General features: G+C 70.8%; 16 protein-coding genes. 7 read left to right on the top strand and 9 right to left on the bottom strand.

The genetic code is table 11. The features are described 5' to 3' along the window. Positions 1-93 precede the first annotated feature (93 nt). Positions 94-951, bottom strand: coding sequence for a PHP domain-containing protein (locus XM48_RS11310; RefSeq protein ID WP_046455909.1), 858 nt, complete (start codon positions 949-951; stop codon positions 94-96). Positions 952-1,018: 67 nt separating this feature from the next. After that, positions 1,019-1,771 (bottom strand): SDR family NAD(P)-dependent oxidoreductase, encoded by a 753-nt coding sequence (locus XM48_RS11305; RefSeq protein ID WP_046455908.1) that lies wholly within the window; start codon positions 1,769-1,771, stop codon positions 1,019-1,021. Between the two features lie 112 nt (positions 1,772-1,883). On the opposite strand from XM48_RS11305, the gene XM48_RS11300 reads away from it, so the two are divergent. Further along, positions 1,884-3,275 carry an aminopeptidase P family protein gene (locus tag XM48_RS11300; RefSeq protein WP_046455907.1) on the top strand — a complete coding sequence of 464 codons (1,392 nt, stop codon included), beginning with the start codon at positions 1,884-1,886 and terminating at the stop codon, positions 3,273-3,275. 115 nt (positions 3,276-3,390) lie between these two features. Then, positions 3,391-3,732, top strand: coding sequence for an Lsr2 family protein (locus XM48_RS11295; RefSeq protein ID WP_046455906.1), 342 nt, complete (start codon positions 3,391-3,393; stop codon positions 3,730-3,732). 47 nt (positions 3,733-3,779) lie between these two features. Here the strand turns inward: XM48_RS11295 and XM48_RS11290 are convergent, their stop codons facing one another. Further along, a complete protein-coding gene (locus tag XM48_RS11290) occupies positions 3,780-4,289 on the bottom strand; it encodes a general stress protein (protein ID WP_046455905.1) in 510 nt (169 codons plus the stop codon). 55 nt (positions 4,290-4,344) lie between these two features. Further along, positions 4,345-5,517: a hypothetical protein gene (locus XM48_RS11285; protein WP_046455904.1), complete on the bottom strand. Its 1,173-nt coding sequence runs from the start codon at positions 5,515-5,517 to the stop codon at positions 4,345-4,347. Between the two features lie 108 nt (positions 5,518-5,625). Here XM48_RS11285 and XM48_RS11280 point away from each other — a divergent pair, with 108 nt between their 5' ends. From XM48_RS11280 to XM48_RS11270, 3 genes are read left to right on the top strand one after another with little or no spacing between them, the layout of a single operon-like run. Then, positions 5,626-6,891 (top strand): magnesium transporter MgtE N-terminal domain-containing protein, encoded by a 1,266-nt coding sequence (locus XM48_RS11280; RefSeq protein ID WP_046455903.1) that lies wholly within the window; start codon positions 5,626-5,628, stop codon positions 6,889-6,891. Next, positions 6,888-7,445: a DUF1003 domain-containing protein gene (locus XM48_RS11275; RefSeq protein WP_046455902.1), complete on the top strand. Its 558-nt coding sequence runs from the start codon at positions 6,888-6,890 to the stop codon at positions 7,443-7,445. Before XM48_RS11280 ends, XM48_RS11275 begins: the two co-directional genes overlap by 4 nt. Next, complete coding sequence (locus XM48_RS11270; RefSeq protein ID WP_046455901.1) at positions 7,442-8,641, top strand: Mrp/NBP35 family ATP-binding protein; 1,200 nt, start codon at positions 7,442-7,444, stop codon at positions 8,639-8,641. Before XM48_RS11275 ends, XM48_RS11270 begins: the two co-directional genes overlap by 4 nt. 15 nt (positions 8,642-8,656) lie before the next feature. Here XM48_RS11270 and XM48_RS11265 read toward each other — a convergent pair whose 3' ends face one another. Continuing rightward, positions 8,657-9,028, bottom strand: coding sequence for a twin-arginine translocase TatA/TatE family subunit (locus XM48_RS11265; RefSeq protein ID WP_046455900.1), 372 nt, complete (start codon positions 9,026-9,028; stop codon positions 8,657-8,659). A gap of 105 nt (positions 9,029-9,133) precedes the next feature. Between XM48_RS11265 and XM48_RS11260 the strand changes: the two genes are divergently transcribed. After that, a complete protein-coding gene (locus XM48_RS11260) occupies positions 9,134-9,766 on the top strand; it encodes an O-methyltransferase (protein ID WP_046455935.1) in 633 nt (210 codons plus the stop codon). Positions 9,767-9,840: 74 nt separating this feature from the next. Here the strand turns inward: XM48_RS11260 and XM48_RS17570 are convergent, their stop codons facing one another. Both XM48_RS17570 and dapE read right to left on the bottom strand, forming a co-directional pair. Further along, positions 9,841-10,011: a DUF3117 domain-containing protein gene (locus tag XM48_RS17570; protein ID WP_084821140.1), complete on the bottom strand. Its 171-nt coding sequence runs from the start codon at positions 10,009-10,011 to the stop codon at positions 9,841-9,843. A gap of 94 nt (positions 10,012-10,105) precedes the next feature. Then, the gene (gene dapE, locus XM48_RS11255) at positions 10,106-11,188 is read right to left on the bottom strand and encodes a succinyl-diaminopimelate desuccinylase (protein ID WP_046455934.1); all 1,083 of its coding nucleotides are present in this window, start codon (positions 11,186-11,188) and stop codon (positions 10,106-10,108) included. A gap of 59 nt (positions 11,189-11,247) precedes the next feature. Between dapE and dapD the strand changes: the two genes are divergently transcribed. Further along, on the top strand, positions 11,248-12,204 hold the full coding sequence (gene dapD, locus XM48_RS11250) for a 2,3,4,5-tetrahydropyridine-2,6-dicarboxylate N-succinyltransferase (protein WP_046455899.1): 957 nt from the start codon (positions 11,248-11,250) through the stop codon (positions 12,202-12,204). A 129-nt stretch (positions 12,205-12,333) separates the two neighbouring features. Here the strand turns inward: dapD and XM48_RS18535 are convergent, their stop codons facing one another. Then, on the bottom strand, positions 12,334-12,540 hold the full coding sequence (locus XM48_RS18535) for a hypothetical protein (protein ID WP_046455898.1): 207 nt from the start codon (positions 12,538-12,540) through the stop codon (positions 12,334-12,336). Positions 12,541-12,874: 334 nt separating this feature from the next. Then, entirely contained in the window at positions 12,875-14,179 is a 1,305-nt protein-coding gene (locus tag XM48_RS11240; RefSeq protein WP_084821139.1) for a citrate synthase, read from the bottom strand. Positions 14,180-14,260: the final 81 nt, after the last annotated feature.

The raw sequence follows: 14,260 nt of genomic DNA, 5'->3' as shown, positions 1-14,260 counted from the left end.
CGCACGAGAAACGGCGGTGAGCCGGGCCTTCGGGTCCGGCTCACCGCCGTTTCTCGTGCGACTCAGCGCCGCACCGCGGCGCGGCCCCGTGACTCAGCGCGGAGTCGCGAGCCGTTCACGCAGGCGCGCCACGGCCTCCTCGGCGGTGGTGCGCTCCCCCAGCCGGTTCGCCTTGCCCGCGCCGTGGTAGTCGCTCGCCCCGGTGACCTCGAGACCGATGGCCTCGGCGGACCGTTCGAGCGGCGGCAGCCAGCTCTCCCGGTTCTCGGGGTGGCTCAGCTCGATGCCCCAGAGGCCGGCCCCGGCGAGCCGGCGCAGCTCCGCGTCCGTGACCGGACCCCGCTGGCGGGTGGCGGCCGGATGCGCGAGCACGGTGGCGCCTCCGGCTTCGCGCACCATGCGGATCGCGTCCAGCGTCGCGATGGCGTAGGTGCCGATGTAGTAGGGCGAGCCGGGGTGCAGCACGCGCTCGAACACGGTGCTGCGATCCGCGAAGTATCCGGCGGTCACGAGCGCGTCCGCGATGTGCGGGCGACCGACGGTGCGCGCATCGCCGTCGCCCACCACGTCCGCCCAGGAGATCGCGTAGTCCCGCGCGAGCCGACGCACCATCTCCTGCGCGCGGTGCAGGCGCGAGCGCCGCACCTCGTCGAGCGCCGCGAACAGCTCGGCCGCGCGTGCTCCCGGATCGATCCCGTAGCCGAGCAGGTGGCGCGAACGCCCGTCGTGCTCGCTCGTGATCTCGATGCCGGGGAGGAAGTCGATGCCGGCGGCCGCAGCGGCGTCCCGGGCCTCGTCCCAGCCGTCGATCGTGTCGTGGTCGGTCAGGGCGAATCCCGCGAGCCCGATCCCGGCGGCCTCCTGCGCGATCGCGGACGGCCGCGTCGTGCCGTCGGAGATGGTGGAGTGGGTGTGCAGATCGAATCCGCCCCGCGCCCGCCGTGCTGCCATCCCACCAGTGTAGGCCGTGGCCGGGCGTCGGGCGGAGCGGCCGCTCCGCCCGACGCAGTGCCCGCCGCTACTGGGCGGTGTAGCCCCCGTCGACCAGGTGGTAGCTGCCGGTGACGAACGAAGCGGCGTCGCTCGCGAGGAACGCCACCAGGTGCGCGACCTCCTCGGCGCGACCGAGGCGGCCGATGGGGTGCTTCGCGATGAGCGCCGCCCGCGCGGCCTCGTCGGCACCGGCGAGGAGCGGCGTATCGATGTACCCCGGTCCGACCGAGTTCACCCGGACCCCGGAGGTCGCGTACTCGAGCGCAGCGGTCTTCGTGAGGCCGACGACCGCGTGCTTGGTGGCGACGTAGGCGGGCGAGTACGCGGCGCCCACGCTGCCGAGGATCGAGGCGAGGTTGACCACCGAACCGCCGCCGTTCGCCGACATCGCGGCGACCTGCGCGCGGGTGCCGCGGAACACCGCGTTGAGGTTGACCGCGACGACCTTCTCCCAGTCGGCGTCGGTGTACGCACCGGTGGGTGCGATGGCGCCGCCGATGCCAGCGTTGTTCACGCCGATCCGCAGCGGTGCGAGGGATTCCGCGGCGAGCACGGTCTCGTCCACGATCCCCGTGGCCGAGGCGTCGCCGACGACGGCCACCGCGGTGCCTCCCGCACCGACGATCTCGGCGACAACGGCGTCCGCGGCCTCCGCGCTCAGGTCCTGCACCACCACCTTCGCACCGTTCTCCGCGAGCAGCAGCGCGACCGCGCGGCCGATCCCCGAACCCGCTCCCGTGACGATCGCCGATCGATCCGCAACATCGTAGGTGGCCATGATCTTCCCTTCGCTCCATCGGGTCCGGGCGGGCCCGATACGGCTCACGCTACGCTCGCGAGCTGATATTCGGGGGTGCCCGCGCGAGGGCGCGAAGTGGGAGGATTGCAGAATGACCTCTTCCGAGCAGACCACCCACGAGGTGGAGATCGACAACAGCAACCGCAGCACGACGCCGAAGTCCGAAGCGTTCCTCGACTACATCATGTCGGGCTGGGCCGAGCGCGCCGACGAGCAGCCCGAATCGCGCGAGTCCGCAGCGTTCGCCCGCGACCGCCGTGCCCGCCTGTCCGCGCAGTTCCCCGGGCAGCGTCTCGTGATTGCAGCGGGTGCCGCGAAGCAGCGATCCAACGACACCTTCTACCCGTACCGCCCGCACAGCGCCTTCGCGCACCTGACGGGCTGGGGCACGGACAGCGAGCCGGGCGCGATCCTCGTGCTCGATCCCGCAGCCGACGGTCACGAGGCGACGCTCTACTTCAACGAGCGCGCCGGTCGCGACTCCGAGGAGTTCTTCGCCAATCCCGAGATCGGCGAGTTCTGGATCGGCGCGCGTCCGTCGCTCGCCCAGGTCTCGACCGATCTCGGTCTGCGCACCGCCCACCTGGCCGAGTTCGCGGCCGCGGACGGCGACCGGACCCTCGAGGATCCCGAGCTCGACCGCGCGACCTCCGAGCTGCGACTCGTGAAGGACGCGTACGAGCTGCGCGAGATGCAGCTCGCGGTCGACGCGACGGCTCGCGGCTTCGACGACGTGCTCGCGGGCCTCGATCGCGCCGTCACCGAGACCCGGGGCGAGCGCGTCGTCGAGGGGACCTTCAACCTGCGCGCTCGGCTCGACGGCAACGCCGTCGGCTACGAGACCATCGCCGCCTCCGGCGCGCACGCCTGCACTCTGCACTGGATGCGCAACGACGGCGTCGTCCGCGACGGCGACCTGCTGCTGCTCGATGCGGGCGTCGAGGTGGACTCGCTCTACACCGCCGACATCACTCGGACCATTCCGATCTCGGGAACGTTCTCGCCCGTGCAGCGGAAGGTCTACGAGACCGTGCTCGAGGCCGCCGACGCCGCGCGCGCGATCGTCCGGCCCGGGATCCGGTTCAGCGAGGTGCACGACGCCGCGATGGCCGTGATCGAGCGACGCACCCGCGAATGGGGATTCCTGCCCGAGGATTCCGGCGACGATGCCCCCGCATATCACCGCCGCTATATGGTGCACGGCACGAGCCACCACCTGGGCCTCGACGTGCACGATTGCGCGGCCGCGCGACGCGATCACTATTACGAGGGCGTACTCGAACCGGGAATGGTGTTCACCATCGAACCCGGCCTGTATTTCCAGCCCGATGATCTCACCGTGCCGGAGGAATTCCGCGGTATCGGAATACGAATCGAAGACGATATCGTCGTCACCGAAAACGGATGCGCAAACCTTTCCTCCGAAATCCCGCGCACCGCGGACGAGGTCGAAAGCTGGGTTCGTGGGGCGCGAAATTCCTAACGTCCGTCAGGGATCTAGATTACATTTCAAGTAATGCGCAATATTCAGGGATCTCGGCTATATTTGCCGCGAGGGATCCGGAGAAGACCGGATTTCATTCGCGAAGGAGACAGCAATGGCAAAGCGGATCACCGAGATCCTCGTCGATGACCTCGACGGCACCGAACTGACGGACGGCGCAGGAGAGACGGTGCGCTTCTCGCTCGACGGCACCGCGTACGAGATCGATCTCTCGGAGGCCCACGCGACCGAGCTCCGCGAGGCGTTCGCACCGTTCGTCAAGGTGGCCCGCAAGGCCTCCTCGGCAGCTCGCGGCCGCACCGCGCAGCGCTCCTCGCGCGGCTCCTCGAACGCGAGCGCCGTCCGCGAGTGGCTGCGCGAGCAGGGCCACGAGGTGCCGGACCGCGGACGCATCCCGGGCAAGCTCCTCGCGATCTACGAGGCCGCCCAGGGCTGAATCGCCTCAGCGCAGCAGCGCAGCGAGAACGGGGATAGCGGGATCCGCTATCCCCGTTCCGCGTTCTCGGGGGAGGTCAGCACGCGCCGGGCATCCCCGACCAGCTCCGCCGAAGTGATCAGGTCGTACCGCGTCGCGACCATCTGCGACACCGAGGAGAAGTCGCGGCGATTTCGATTCATCGCGTAGGAGAGCACGCCGAAGAGCATTCCGAAGCCGGCGCCGATCACGATCGCAGCGATGAACACGCCGAAGATCGACGCGTTCTCGGGCTGGAAGATGAAGAGCAGGATCGACAGGAATACGCCGAGATATGCTCCCGACGAAGCACCCACCATCGCGACGCGACCGTAAGTGAGCCGACCGGTCACGCGCTCGACGCTGCGCAGGCCGTTTCCGACGATCGATACCTCGGCGACGGGAAAACGGGCGCGCGCGAGCAGGTCCACCGCGTGCTTCGCATCGGCGTAGTGCTCATAGGTCGAAACCACCTCGCCGGTCGGCAGTTCCGGCATGAGAAGGGCTCGGCGCGCGGCGCTCGGATTGGGACTGCTCATGAGTGCATTCTCCCATTCCCGCCTCTGAGGTTGCGGAATCCCCCGCCGAACCGATTCAGCGGGCGGCGAACGCGACCACCGCCTGCGGATATCCCGGGACCGGCTGCCGCCGCTGCCGGAGGTCCCGCAGCCGCACGTGCGTGTTCCCGTCCCAGCCGGCCTCCCGCGTGTTACCGCCGGCCACGGCTGCCCAGGCCTCGTCCTCCGCGTCGCGCCAGACCGTGACCGTCTCGTGCGGCACCGGAAGCGGCGCGACTCGTTCCGCACCGCTGTCGAGATCGAGCACCGACAGGTTGGGTTCCCCGGTCGCGTTGCCGAAGGCGCCCGTGCCGACGGTCACCAGCAGGCGGCCGTCGCGGACCGTGCCGTGCGCGTGCGAGTTCGCACGGCTCCGCAGCGCGTTCCCGGTCCGTCCGCTGCGCGGATCGAGCCGCACCACGGTCTTCCCCTGCACCGGGAGCAGGATCGTCCCGTCCGCGTCCACCGCGCCGTAGTGCGGCTTCTCCCAGGAGGCGAGGCCGCCCTCGGTTCCGAACGGCGCGATCCGGTGCTCCTGCGCCGCCAGGGTCCGCACGTCGACGACCGTCACCGAGAAGGTGTCGTGGTCGACGGTCGCGGCCCAGGATCCGTCCGGGGCGACCAGCACGTCGAACGGACGCCCGCCGACCCGCGCGGAGCCGGCGAACCGGCCGCTCGCCGTGTCGAAGACCTCCAGGTGGGCCCGCGGCTCGTCCGTGCCGACCGCGACGAAGACGCGGGTGCCGTCGGGCGACACGGCGAGGCCGAGACCGCCCGGGCGGTACTCCCCCGAGCCGATCCGCGGCGCGGGGTGCTGGTACGGCACGAGCGCCGAGCGCTTCGCGGTGCGCAGGTCGATCACCGCGAGCCCCTCGGCGGTGGCCGCGTACCCGGTCCCGCCGTCCGGCGAGACGCCCACGCCCCAGGGCGCCGCGCCCACCCGGATGCGGGTGATCCCGGCCTCGCCCTCGACCGCCGGATCGATCACCGCGACGGCGTCCTCGTGCGCGAGCGAGGCCAGCAGCAGGGCCCGTCGCGCGGGCGCCGGGAGTTCCGTCGCGCTGCGATCCGGCGTCGGCCGGGGTGACGCCGTCGCGGACCCGGAACGCGGCGTCCCGCTCTCGGGCGCGCAGCCGAGCAGCGGCAGCACCGCAAGCGCCGAAGCCGCGAGCAGGCCCCTCCGGGAGATCCGTTCCGTCGATCCGTGCATGCTCCCATCCTCGGATGCCGAGGCCCCGTCCGCCTCAACCGATCGATTGGTCCTGAGCGTTCGGCTCCGGGTGCCCCGAACCGGAGCCCGGCCCACTACCGTAGAGGGGTGAGCAGTTCGAGGATCTTCGTAGGCCGCCTCGCCGGACGCGGGGTGTTCGATCCCGTCGGCGACCGGATCGGCAAGGTGCGCGACGTACTGGTGGTCTACCGTGCGGCGAGCGCACCGCGCGTGGTCGGCCTGATCGTCGAGATCCCCGGCAGACGCCGCGTGTTCGTGCCCATCGGGCGCATCACCTCGATCGGCGCCGGCCAGATCATCGCGACCGGGCTCATCAACGTGCGCCGCTTCGAGCAGCGCGGCGGCGAGACGCGCATGATCGCCGAGATGATCGGGCGCGAGGTCAAGCTCGTCGAGGGCGGCCGCGACGCGGTGATCGAGGACGCGGCCATCGACCGGACCCGCTCGGGCGAGTGGATCGTCTCGGAGCTCTTCGTCCGCACCTCCAAGCCGGCCTCCACCTTCTCGCGCGGCGAGGCCCGCATCGTGAAGTGGGCCGATGTGCGCCTCCCGACCGATCCCTCGGCCGCGCAGTCGGCCGAGCTCCTGATCCAGACCCTCGTCGATCTCAAGCCCGCCGATCTCGCGGAGGCGCTGCTCGAGCTGCCGCAGCCCCGCATGCTCTCGGTGGTCGAGGAGCTGCCCGACGAACTCGTCGCCGACGCGCTGGAGGAGATGGTCGAGGCCGACCAGCTGGCGCTGCTCGAACTGCTGCCCCCGGCGCGCACGGCCGACGTGCTCGATCGCATGGAGCCCGACGACGCGGCCGACCTCATCTCGGCGCTGCCCGCGGCGGAGGGCGAGGAACTGCTCGACCTGATGGAGCCCGAGGAGGCGGAGGACGTCCGCCGGCTGCTCGAGTACGACGCGGACACGGCCGGCGGCCTCATGAGCCCGGCCCCCATCGTGCTCTCGGCCGAGGCGAGCGTCGCCGAGGGTCTCGCGATGATCCGTCGCGCCGAGATCCCGCCCGCGATGGCCTCGGCGGTCTACGTCACCCACCCGCCCTACGAGACCCCGACCGGCGAGTACCTCGGCATGGCGCACTTCCAGCGCATGCTCCGGTTCCCGCCGCACGAGCGGCTCTCGGCGTTGCTCGACACCGAGATCGAGGCGATCCCGGTGCGCGCGAGCGCCGCCGAGGTGGCCCGGCGCCTCGCCAGCTACGACCTCGTCGCGCTGCCCGTGGTCGACGAGCAGGACCACCTCGTCGGCGTGGTCACGATCGACGACGTGCTCGACCACCTGCTGCCCGACGACTGGCGCCACGCCGACGACGAAGCGCCGCACCCGAGGAACGGAGCCGCTCGATGATCTGGTTCCGCAAGAAGGACACCGCGGGACTCGACGCCCCGCGGGCGGCCGGCGGCCGCGTCGCGCGGGACCGCGACGTCTCGAACAACGAGGTGTTCGGCCGCTGGACCGAGGGCATCGCCCGCGGCATGGGCACGCCGTGGTTCCTGCTGCTGCTCAGCGTGTTCTGCCTCGCCTGGCTCATCTGGAACACCGTCGCACCCGACGGGTGGCGCTTCGACTCCGCCGCGCTCGGGTTCACCGCCCTCACGCTCATCCTCTCGCTGCAGGCCTCCTACGCGGCGCCGATGATCCTGCTCGCGCAGAACCGCCAGGACGACCGCGACCGCGTGCAGATCGAGCAGGATCGGCAGCGCGCGGAGCGCAACCTGGCCGACACCGAGTTCCTCGCGCGCGAGGTCGTCGCGCTGCGGCTCGCGATCAAGGATCTGCCCGACCGGGACTTCGTCCGCGCCGAGCTGCGCGCGCTGCTCGCCGAGCTCGCCGCGGAGGACGACGCCGAAGACCGCGACGCCGACGCGACGGGGGACGCCGGACGGGCCGACGCGCGATGACCGCCGAGGATCCCCGGGATCGGGAGCCCGGCGCGCGAGCCGACGCCTCTCCCGCGGAGGCCGCCGTCTGGGCCGCGCTCGACCGCGTCAAGGACCCCGAGATCCTCCGCCCCGTGACGGAGCTCGGCATGGTCGACTCCGTGCGCGTCTCCCCCGACGGCGCGGCGCACGTCGGCATCGCCCTGACGATCGCGGGCTGCCCCGCGGCCCGGCGCATCGAGTCGGAGGTGCACGAGGCCGCCGGCACCACTGCGGGGATCGCTTCCGCGGACGTCTCGGTGCGCGTCATGTCGCCCGAGGAGCGCCGCGCGTTCACCGAGCGGGTGCGGGGCGACCGTGCCAAGCGGCCCCAGCAGTTCGGCCCCGATTCGCTGACCCGCGTGATCGCGGTGACGAGCGGCAAGGGCGGCGTCGGCAAGTCGTCCCTCACGGCGGGCCTCGCCGTCGCGCTCGCGGCGCAGGGACTGCGCGTCGGCCTCATCGACGCCGACGTGTTCGGATTCTCGATCCCCGGTATCCTGGGGCTCAGCCGCGACGGCCGCGTCGAGTCGCCCACCCGCGTGGACGACCTGATCCTGCCCCCGGTGGCCCACGGCGTGAAGGTCATCTCGATCGGCATGTTCCTGGGCGATCAGGATCCCCGATCCACCGCCGTCTCGTGGCGCGGTCCGATGCTGCACCGCACCATGGAGCAGTTCCTGCGCGATGTCTGGTTCGGCGACCTCGACGTGCTCCTGCTCGATCTGCCTCCGGGGACGGGCGACATCGCCATCAGCCTCGGCCAGCTGCTCCCCCACGCCGAGGTGCTCGTCGTGACGACCCCGCAGGAGGCCGCGGCCGACGTCGCCGTGCGCAGCGCGCTCGTCGCCCGTCAGACCGGTCAGCGCGTCATCGGCGTCGTCGAGAACATGGCCGGGCTCGCCCAGCCCGACGGCTCGGTGCTCGACCTCTTCGGGTCGGGCGGCGGCATGCTCGTCGCCTCGCGCCTGAGCGACGACGAGCACGGCACGGTCCCGCTGCTCGGCAGCGTGCCGCTCAGTCCCGAGTTCCGGGCGAGCGGCGACGCGGGCTCGCCGGCGGTCATCGCGCTGCCCGAGGATCCCGCCGCGCGCGAGGTGCTGCGCATCGCATCGGTGCTCTCGGTCCGCCCGCAGAGCCTGGCCGGGCGCTCGCTCGGCATCTCGCCCACCGGATGACCCGGCGGCGACGGCCTAGGTGGCTTCGTCGTCGAAGTGGAAGCCGACCGCCGTTCCGTCGGGATGCAGTTCACCGACGCGCGGCGTGCGCGCGGCCTCGGTCTGCGAGCGACGGATCTCGGCGCGCGCTTCGCGCTCGTCCTCCAGCAGGGCATCGCGGATGATGCGACGGGGGTCGTACTGACGCGGATCGAGCTGCTTCCAGTCGACGTCGTCGTACTCCGGACCCATCTCCTCGCGCAGCCGATCCTTCGCACCGTCGGCCATGCGCTTGACCCCGCGGGTGAGCTCGCCGAGCTTCTTCGCGTAGCCGGGCAGGCGCTCGGGACCGAGCACGAACATGGCGATCACGAGAATCACCAGGATCTTTTCGATCGTCAGGCCCATAACCACCCATCGTACTGTGCTCAGCCGCGTGTTCGCGCAGTTCTCGGGCCTCGCGGCCCTACTCTTGACAGCAGGGCCCCGAGCCCGAACGAAGCTGGAGGAATGGTGAGCCGTCTCGAACGCAATTGGCAGTATGCGGAGCAGTACCCGACCGAGACCGATGCGCAGGTCCGGGCACGCCGCCTGTCGCTCGAGCTCGGCATCGAGCCGGTCAGCCGCGCCGTCGCGGCGCAGCTCTCGGGCCTCGCGGTCATGAGCGGCGCCCGCGCGATCTGCGAGATCGGCACCGGCGTCGGAGTCAGCGGCCTCGCGCTGCTGCGCCACGTCCCCGAGGCGACCCTCACCTCGATCGAGATCGAGTCCGAGCACCTGCGCCAGGCCCGAGCCGCGTTCGCCGGCGCCGGCATCGCCGCGGCCCGGCTGCGCCTCATCGAGGGCGATGCCGCCCAGGTGCTGCCCCGCCTCAACCTGGGCGCCTACGACCTCGTGCTCATCGACGCGGAGCCCGAGCGCCTGCTCGAGTATCTGGAGCACGCCCTGACCATCGTGCGCGCCGGCGGCACGGTCGTGATCCCCGGCGCGTTCTCGCGCGGCCGGGTCACCGATCCCGCGGCGCGGGACGAGGCCACGCACGTGCTGCGCGACCTGCTCGCGACCGTCGCAGAATCGGCGGCGATCGTACCGGTCCTCACCCCCTCGGGCGACGGCCTGCTGACGCTCACCCGCCTCGACGGCTGAGCGATCCCGCGAACGAAGAACGGCCCCGGCGAATCAGATGATTCGCCGGGGCCGTTCCGGTGTCCGTGGGGCGCTCAGCCGTCGAGCACGGAGCTGAGCACGTCGCGCAGCTCTGCGGCCTCGGTGTCGTTGACCGAGACCACCAGGCGGCCACCGCCTTCGAGCGGGACACGGACCACGATGACGCGGCTCTCGCGCACCGCTTCCATCGGCCCGTCTCCGGTCCTCGGTTTCATTGCCGCCATGACGCCTCCTCTGCGAGTGAGTGGAAAAGGGATTTCCCCCTACGCTTCTATTATCGCGGAGCACCGATGCCAAAAGGAAATCGGATTGTCATACTCAACGATTCAACCAATTGCGCAGCGCCCGCTCCGTCGCCTCGATCTGCGCGATCGGGACCCGCTCATCGTCCGCGTGTGCCAGCAGCGGATTCCCCGGGCCGAAATTCACCGCGGGGATTCCGAGCCCCGAGAAACGGGAGACGTCGGTCCACCCGAGCTTCGCGACGGGCGGCGCCCCGACCGCCTCGACGAACTGCTGCGCGAGCGGCGCATCCAGCCCCGGACGAGCGCCGGGCGCCCGATCCACGATCTCCACCGTGTCCGCATCGGCGAAGAACTCGCGGATCACGCCCTCGGCTTCAGCGAGATCCTTGCTCGGCGCGAACCGGTAGTTGACCTCGATCTCGCAGCGATCCGGGATCACGTTGCCCGCGACCCCGCCCGAGATCCGCACCGCGTTGAGCCCCTCGCGGTACTCGAGACCGTCGACGAGCACGCGCTCGGCCTCGAACGCGCCCAGACGCTCCAGCGCCGCGCCGGCGCGGTGGATCGCATTCACGCCCATCCAGCTGCGCGCGGAGTGCGCGCGCTTGCCCACGTACGTCACGAGGGCCCGCATGGTGCCGTTGCAGCCGCCCTCGATCGTGCCGTTCGAGGGCTCGCCCAGGATCGCGAAGTCCGCGGCGAACAGCTCCGGGCGGTTGCGCAGCGCGCGCCCCAGGCCGTTCAGATCCGACGAGACCTCCTCGTGGTCGTACCAGATCCAGGTCAGGTCGACCGCGGGATCGTCCAGCTCGACCGCGAGCACGAGCTGCACGGCGACGCCGGCCTTCATGTCGACCGTTCCGCGCCCCCAGATCACCGCCTCGCCGGTCTCGGGGTCGCGCTCGTCGCGCACCGGCAGGTTCCCGTTCACCGGCACCGTGTCCAGGTGCCCGGCGATCGCCACGCGACGCTCCCGGCCGAGCTCGGTGCGCGCGATGACGGTGTCGCCGTCGCGCGTCACCGTCAGGTGCGGCGCGCGTTCGGCGAGCACGGCCTCGACCGCGTCCGCGATCGCGCGCTCCTCCCCCGACACGGAGAAGATGTTGCAGAGCTGACGGGTCAGATCGACGGAACCGAGGCTGGGATCGAGGGCGATATCACTCACCCGATCCAGCCTACGCCGTGCCGGCCCTCCGGCTTCGCTACCCTGGTCACATGACGACTTCCCGTGCAGCCTGGGCCGTGGGCCTCGCCACCGTCGCGTTCGACGGCACCGTACTCGACGCCTGGTTCCCCGCGCCGCAGCTCGGCGCCCGTCCCGAATCCCGCGACCCCTGGATCGCACCGGCCGAGCTCGAGGCGCTCGAGGGACGCGACGAGCTCCGCGAGGTGGAGCTGCGCATCGTGCAGCTCGAGATCGATCTCGACGCCGCGCCGTCCTCCACCGAGGACGCCTACCTGCGCCTGCACCTCCTCTCCCACTGCCTCGTGCAGCCCAACACGATCTCGCTCGACGGAATCTTCGGCGCGCTCCCGAACAACGCCTGGACCCCCGCAGGGCCCATGCAGCCCGAGCGCTACGCGGCCAAGCTGCCCGCCCTCCGCCGAGCCGGCCTCAGCGCCGTCGGCATCGACAAGTTCCCCCGCCTCACCGACTACGTCGTGCCCGCGGGCGTGCGCATCGCCGACACGTCGCGCGTGCGCCTCGGCGCCCACCTCGCGCCGGGCACCACCGTCATGCACGAGGGCTTCGTCAACTTCAACGCCGGCACGCTCGGCACCTCGATGGTCGAGGGGCGCATCTCGCAGGGCGTCGTCGTGGGCGAAGGATCCGACATCGGCGGCGGCGCATCCATCATGGGCACCCTCTCGGGCGGCGGCACCGAGCGCATCAGCATCGGTGAGCGCGCACTGCTCGGCGCGAACTCCGGCATCGGCATCTCCATCGGCGACGACAGCGTCGTCGAGGCCGGCCTCTACGTGACCGCGGGCACCAAGGTCGTGCTCCCCAAGGGCACCGTCGATTCCCAGGGCGAGCCGGTCGAGGTCAAGGCCGTCGAGCTCTCCGGCGTCGCGAAGCTCCTGTTCCGCCGCAACTCCCGCACGGGCGCCGTCGAGGCGCTGCCGCGCGAGGGCACCGGCATCGAGCTGAACGCGGCGCTGCACGCGTAGGGGTTCGTTCCCACGCGACGTTCTACGCGCCCGCGATCATTCGACTTCAGAAGGAGATTCGGTCTCAGAAGGAGGATCCTCGCGATCCCGTCCTTACCAGGCCGGATCTCCTTCTGAACCGAATAGGGCTCACCCCGCGACGAGCTCCTCGAGCCGCTTGAGCCGAGTCACCGGGTCGCCGGCGAGCTCCACGACCCGCGCCGCGCCGACCAGCTCGGAGTCGTCGCAGAGCTCGAAGAGCTGATCCTGCATCGCCGCGCGCAGCTCGGGATCCTCGTCCTCGGGCACGCGGATGCCCGCGGCCGGCAGCAGGATCAGCAGATCGACCGTCTCCATCGCGTCGGCGGCGATCCGCGCGGCCGAGGCGACGGCCTCGGATCCGATGCCGCCGCGACCGAGCTCGCTCCAAGCCAGCAGGTAGGCAACGAAGTCGAGGGGGTCCGCGCTCCGCGATGAGCCTCGCCTCCGACGCGTGCCGCAGACGCGACGCGGAGACCCGGAGCTGAGCCGCGAAGCTCGCCGGCCCCGCGTCCTCGAACTCGTCGAGCAGCCCGTCGAACGGGTCGCCGAGTATCGCGTACTCGGGATGCGCGCTCGCGAAGTCCGAGATCAGCGTGCTCTTGCCGCTCGCGTGCGTCCCCGAGACGACGATGCGCACGCCCGGCACCGGCTAGCGGTCGAGGTGACGCTCGGGCGACCCCGTGTACAGCTGCTGCGGGCGACCGATCTTGGTCTGCGGATCGAGTCGCGCCTCGCGCCACTGCGCGATCCAGCCGGGCAGGCGGCCGATCGCGAACAGCACGGTGAACATGCGCGTCGGGAAGCCCATGGCCTTGTAGATCACACCGGTGTAGAAGTCGACGTTCGGGTAGAGCTTGCGCTCCTTGAAATAGTCGTCCTCGAGCGCGATCTGCTCGAGCTCCTGCGCGAGGCCGAGCAGCGGATCCTTGACCCCGAGCTCTTCGAGCACGCGACCCGCGCTCTCCTTCACGATGCGGGCACGGGGGTCGTAGTTCTTGTAGACGCGGTGTCCGAAGCCCATGAGCTTCACGCCGTCCTCCTTGCGCTTGACCTTCTCGACGAAGGTCTGCACGCTCTGGCCGGAGTCGCGGATCTGGGCGAGCATGTCGAGCACGGCCTCGTTCGCGCCGCCGTGGAGCGGGCCCGAGAGCGCGTTGATGCCGGCCGAGACCGAGGAGAACATGTTGGCGCCGGTGGAGCCGACGAGGCGCACGGTCGAGGTCGAGGCGTTCTGCTCGTGATCCGCGTGCAGGATGAGGAGCTTGTCGAGCGCGTCGACGAGAACCGGGTTCATGATGTACGGCTCGGCCTTGTTGCCGAAGTTCAGCCGCAGGAAGTTCTCGACGAAGCCGAGCTCGTTCTTCGGGTACAGGAACGCCTGGCCGATGGTCTTCTTGTGCGCGTAGGCCGCGAGCACGGGGAGCTTCGCGAGCAGACGGATGGTGTTCACCTCGACGAACTCGGGCACCGTGGTGTCGAGCGAGCTCTCGTAATAGGTGGACATGGTCTGCAGGCCGCCCGAGAGCACCGCCATGGGGTGCGCGGTGTGCGGCACCGCCTCGAAGTAGTAGCGCATGTCCTCGTGCAGGAGGGTGTGCCGACGGATGTTGTCGGTGAAGGCCTCGAGCTCGGTCTCGGTGGGGAGCTCGCCGTAGATCAGCAGGTAGGCGACCTCGAGGAAGCTCGACTTCTGCGCGAGCTCCTCGATCGGGTAGCCGCGGTAGCGCAGGATCCCCTGGTCGCCGTCGATGTAGGTGATCTCGGACTTGGTGGACGCCGTGTTGACGAACCCGTAGTCGAGCGCGGTGTGACCGGTCTGGCGCGTGAGCGTGCTCACGTCGATGGCCGGATGCCCGTCGACCGCGGGGACGAGCGGCAGTTCCGCCGTTCCTCCCGAGGGCAGCGTGAGCTTCGCGGTCGCGGCAGCGTTCGAGCCGGAGTTCGTATCGGTCACGTCGTCTCCTTGTGAGGTCGTCAGTGAAGCGGAACGGGCTGGGTGCAGTGCGTTCCCCTCCACCCTATCCGGTTCGGTGGG

The sequence above is a fragment of the Leucobacter sp. Ag1 genome, assembly GCF_000980875.1.
Classification (GTDB): domain Bacteria; phylum Actinomycetota; class Actinomycetes; order Actinomycetales; family Microbacteriaceae; genus Leucobacter; species Leucobacter iarius.
The sequence above is the reverse complement of the archived record's forward strand: the minus strand, read 5'-3'. Positions and strand labels throughout refer to the sequence as shown.

Coding starts and splice junctions, on each gene's coding strand:
- XM48_RS11310 (WP_046455909.1), bottom strand. CDS start 951: ATGGCAGCACGGCGGGCGCGGGGCGGATTCGATCTGCACACCCACTCC.
- dapD (WP_046455899.1), top strand. CDS start 11,248: ATGACGACTTCCCGTGCAGCCTGGGCCGTGGGCCTCGCCACCGTCGCG.
- XM48_RS11300 (WP_046455907.1), top strand. CDS start 1,884: ATGACCTCTTCCGAGCAGACCACCCACGAGGTGGAGATCGACAACAGC.
- XM48_RS11275 (WP_046455902.1), top strand. CDS start 6,888: ATGATCTGGTTCCGCAAGAAGGACACCGCGGGACTCGACGCCCCGCGG.
- XM48_RS11270 (WP_046455901.1), top strand. CDS start 7,442: ATGACCGCCGAGGATCCCCGGGATCGGGAGCCCGGCGCGCGAGCCGAC.
- XM48_RS11305 (WP_046455908.1), bottom strand. CDS start 1,771: ATGGCCACCTACGATGTTGCGGATCGATCGGCGATCGTCACGGGAGCG.
- XM48_RS17570 (WP_084821140.1), bottom strand. CDS start 10,011: ATGGCGGCAATGAAACCGAGGACCGGAGACGGGCCGATGGAAGCGGTG.
- XM48_RS11290 (WP_046455905.1), bottom strand. CDS start 4,289: ATGAGCAGTCCCAATCCGAGCGCCGCGCGCCGAGCCCTTCTCATGCCG.
- XM48_RS11285 (WP_046455904.1), bottom strand. CDS start 5,517: ATGCACGGATCGACGGAACGGATCTCCCGGAGGGGCCTGCTCGCGGCT.
- XM48_RS18535 (WP_046455898.1), bottom strand. CDS start 12,540: ATGGAGACGGTCGATCTGCTGATCCTGCTGCCGGCCGCGGGCATCCGC.
- XM48_RS11265 (WP_046455900.1), bottom strand. CDS start 9,028: ATGGGCCTGACGATCGAAAAGATCCTGGTGATTCTCGTGATCGCCATG.
- XM48_RS11295 (WP_046455906.1), top strand. CDS start 3,391: ATGGCAAAGCGGATCACCGAGATCCTCGTCGATGACCTCGACGGCACC.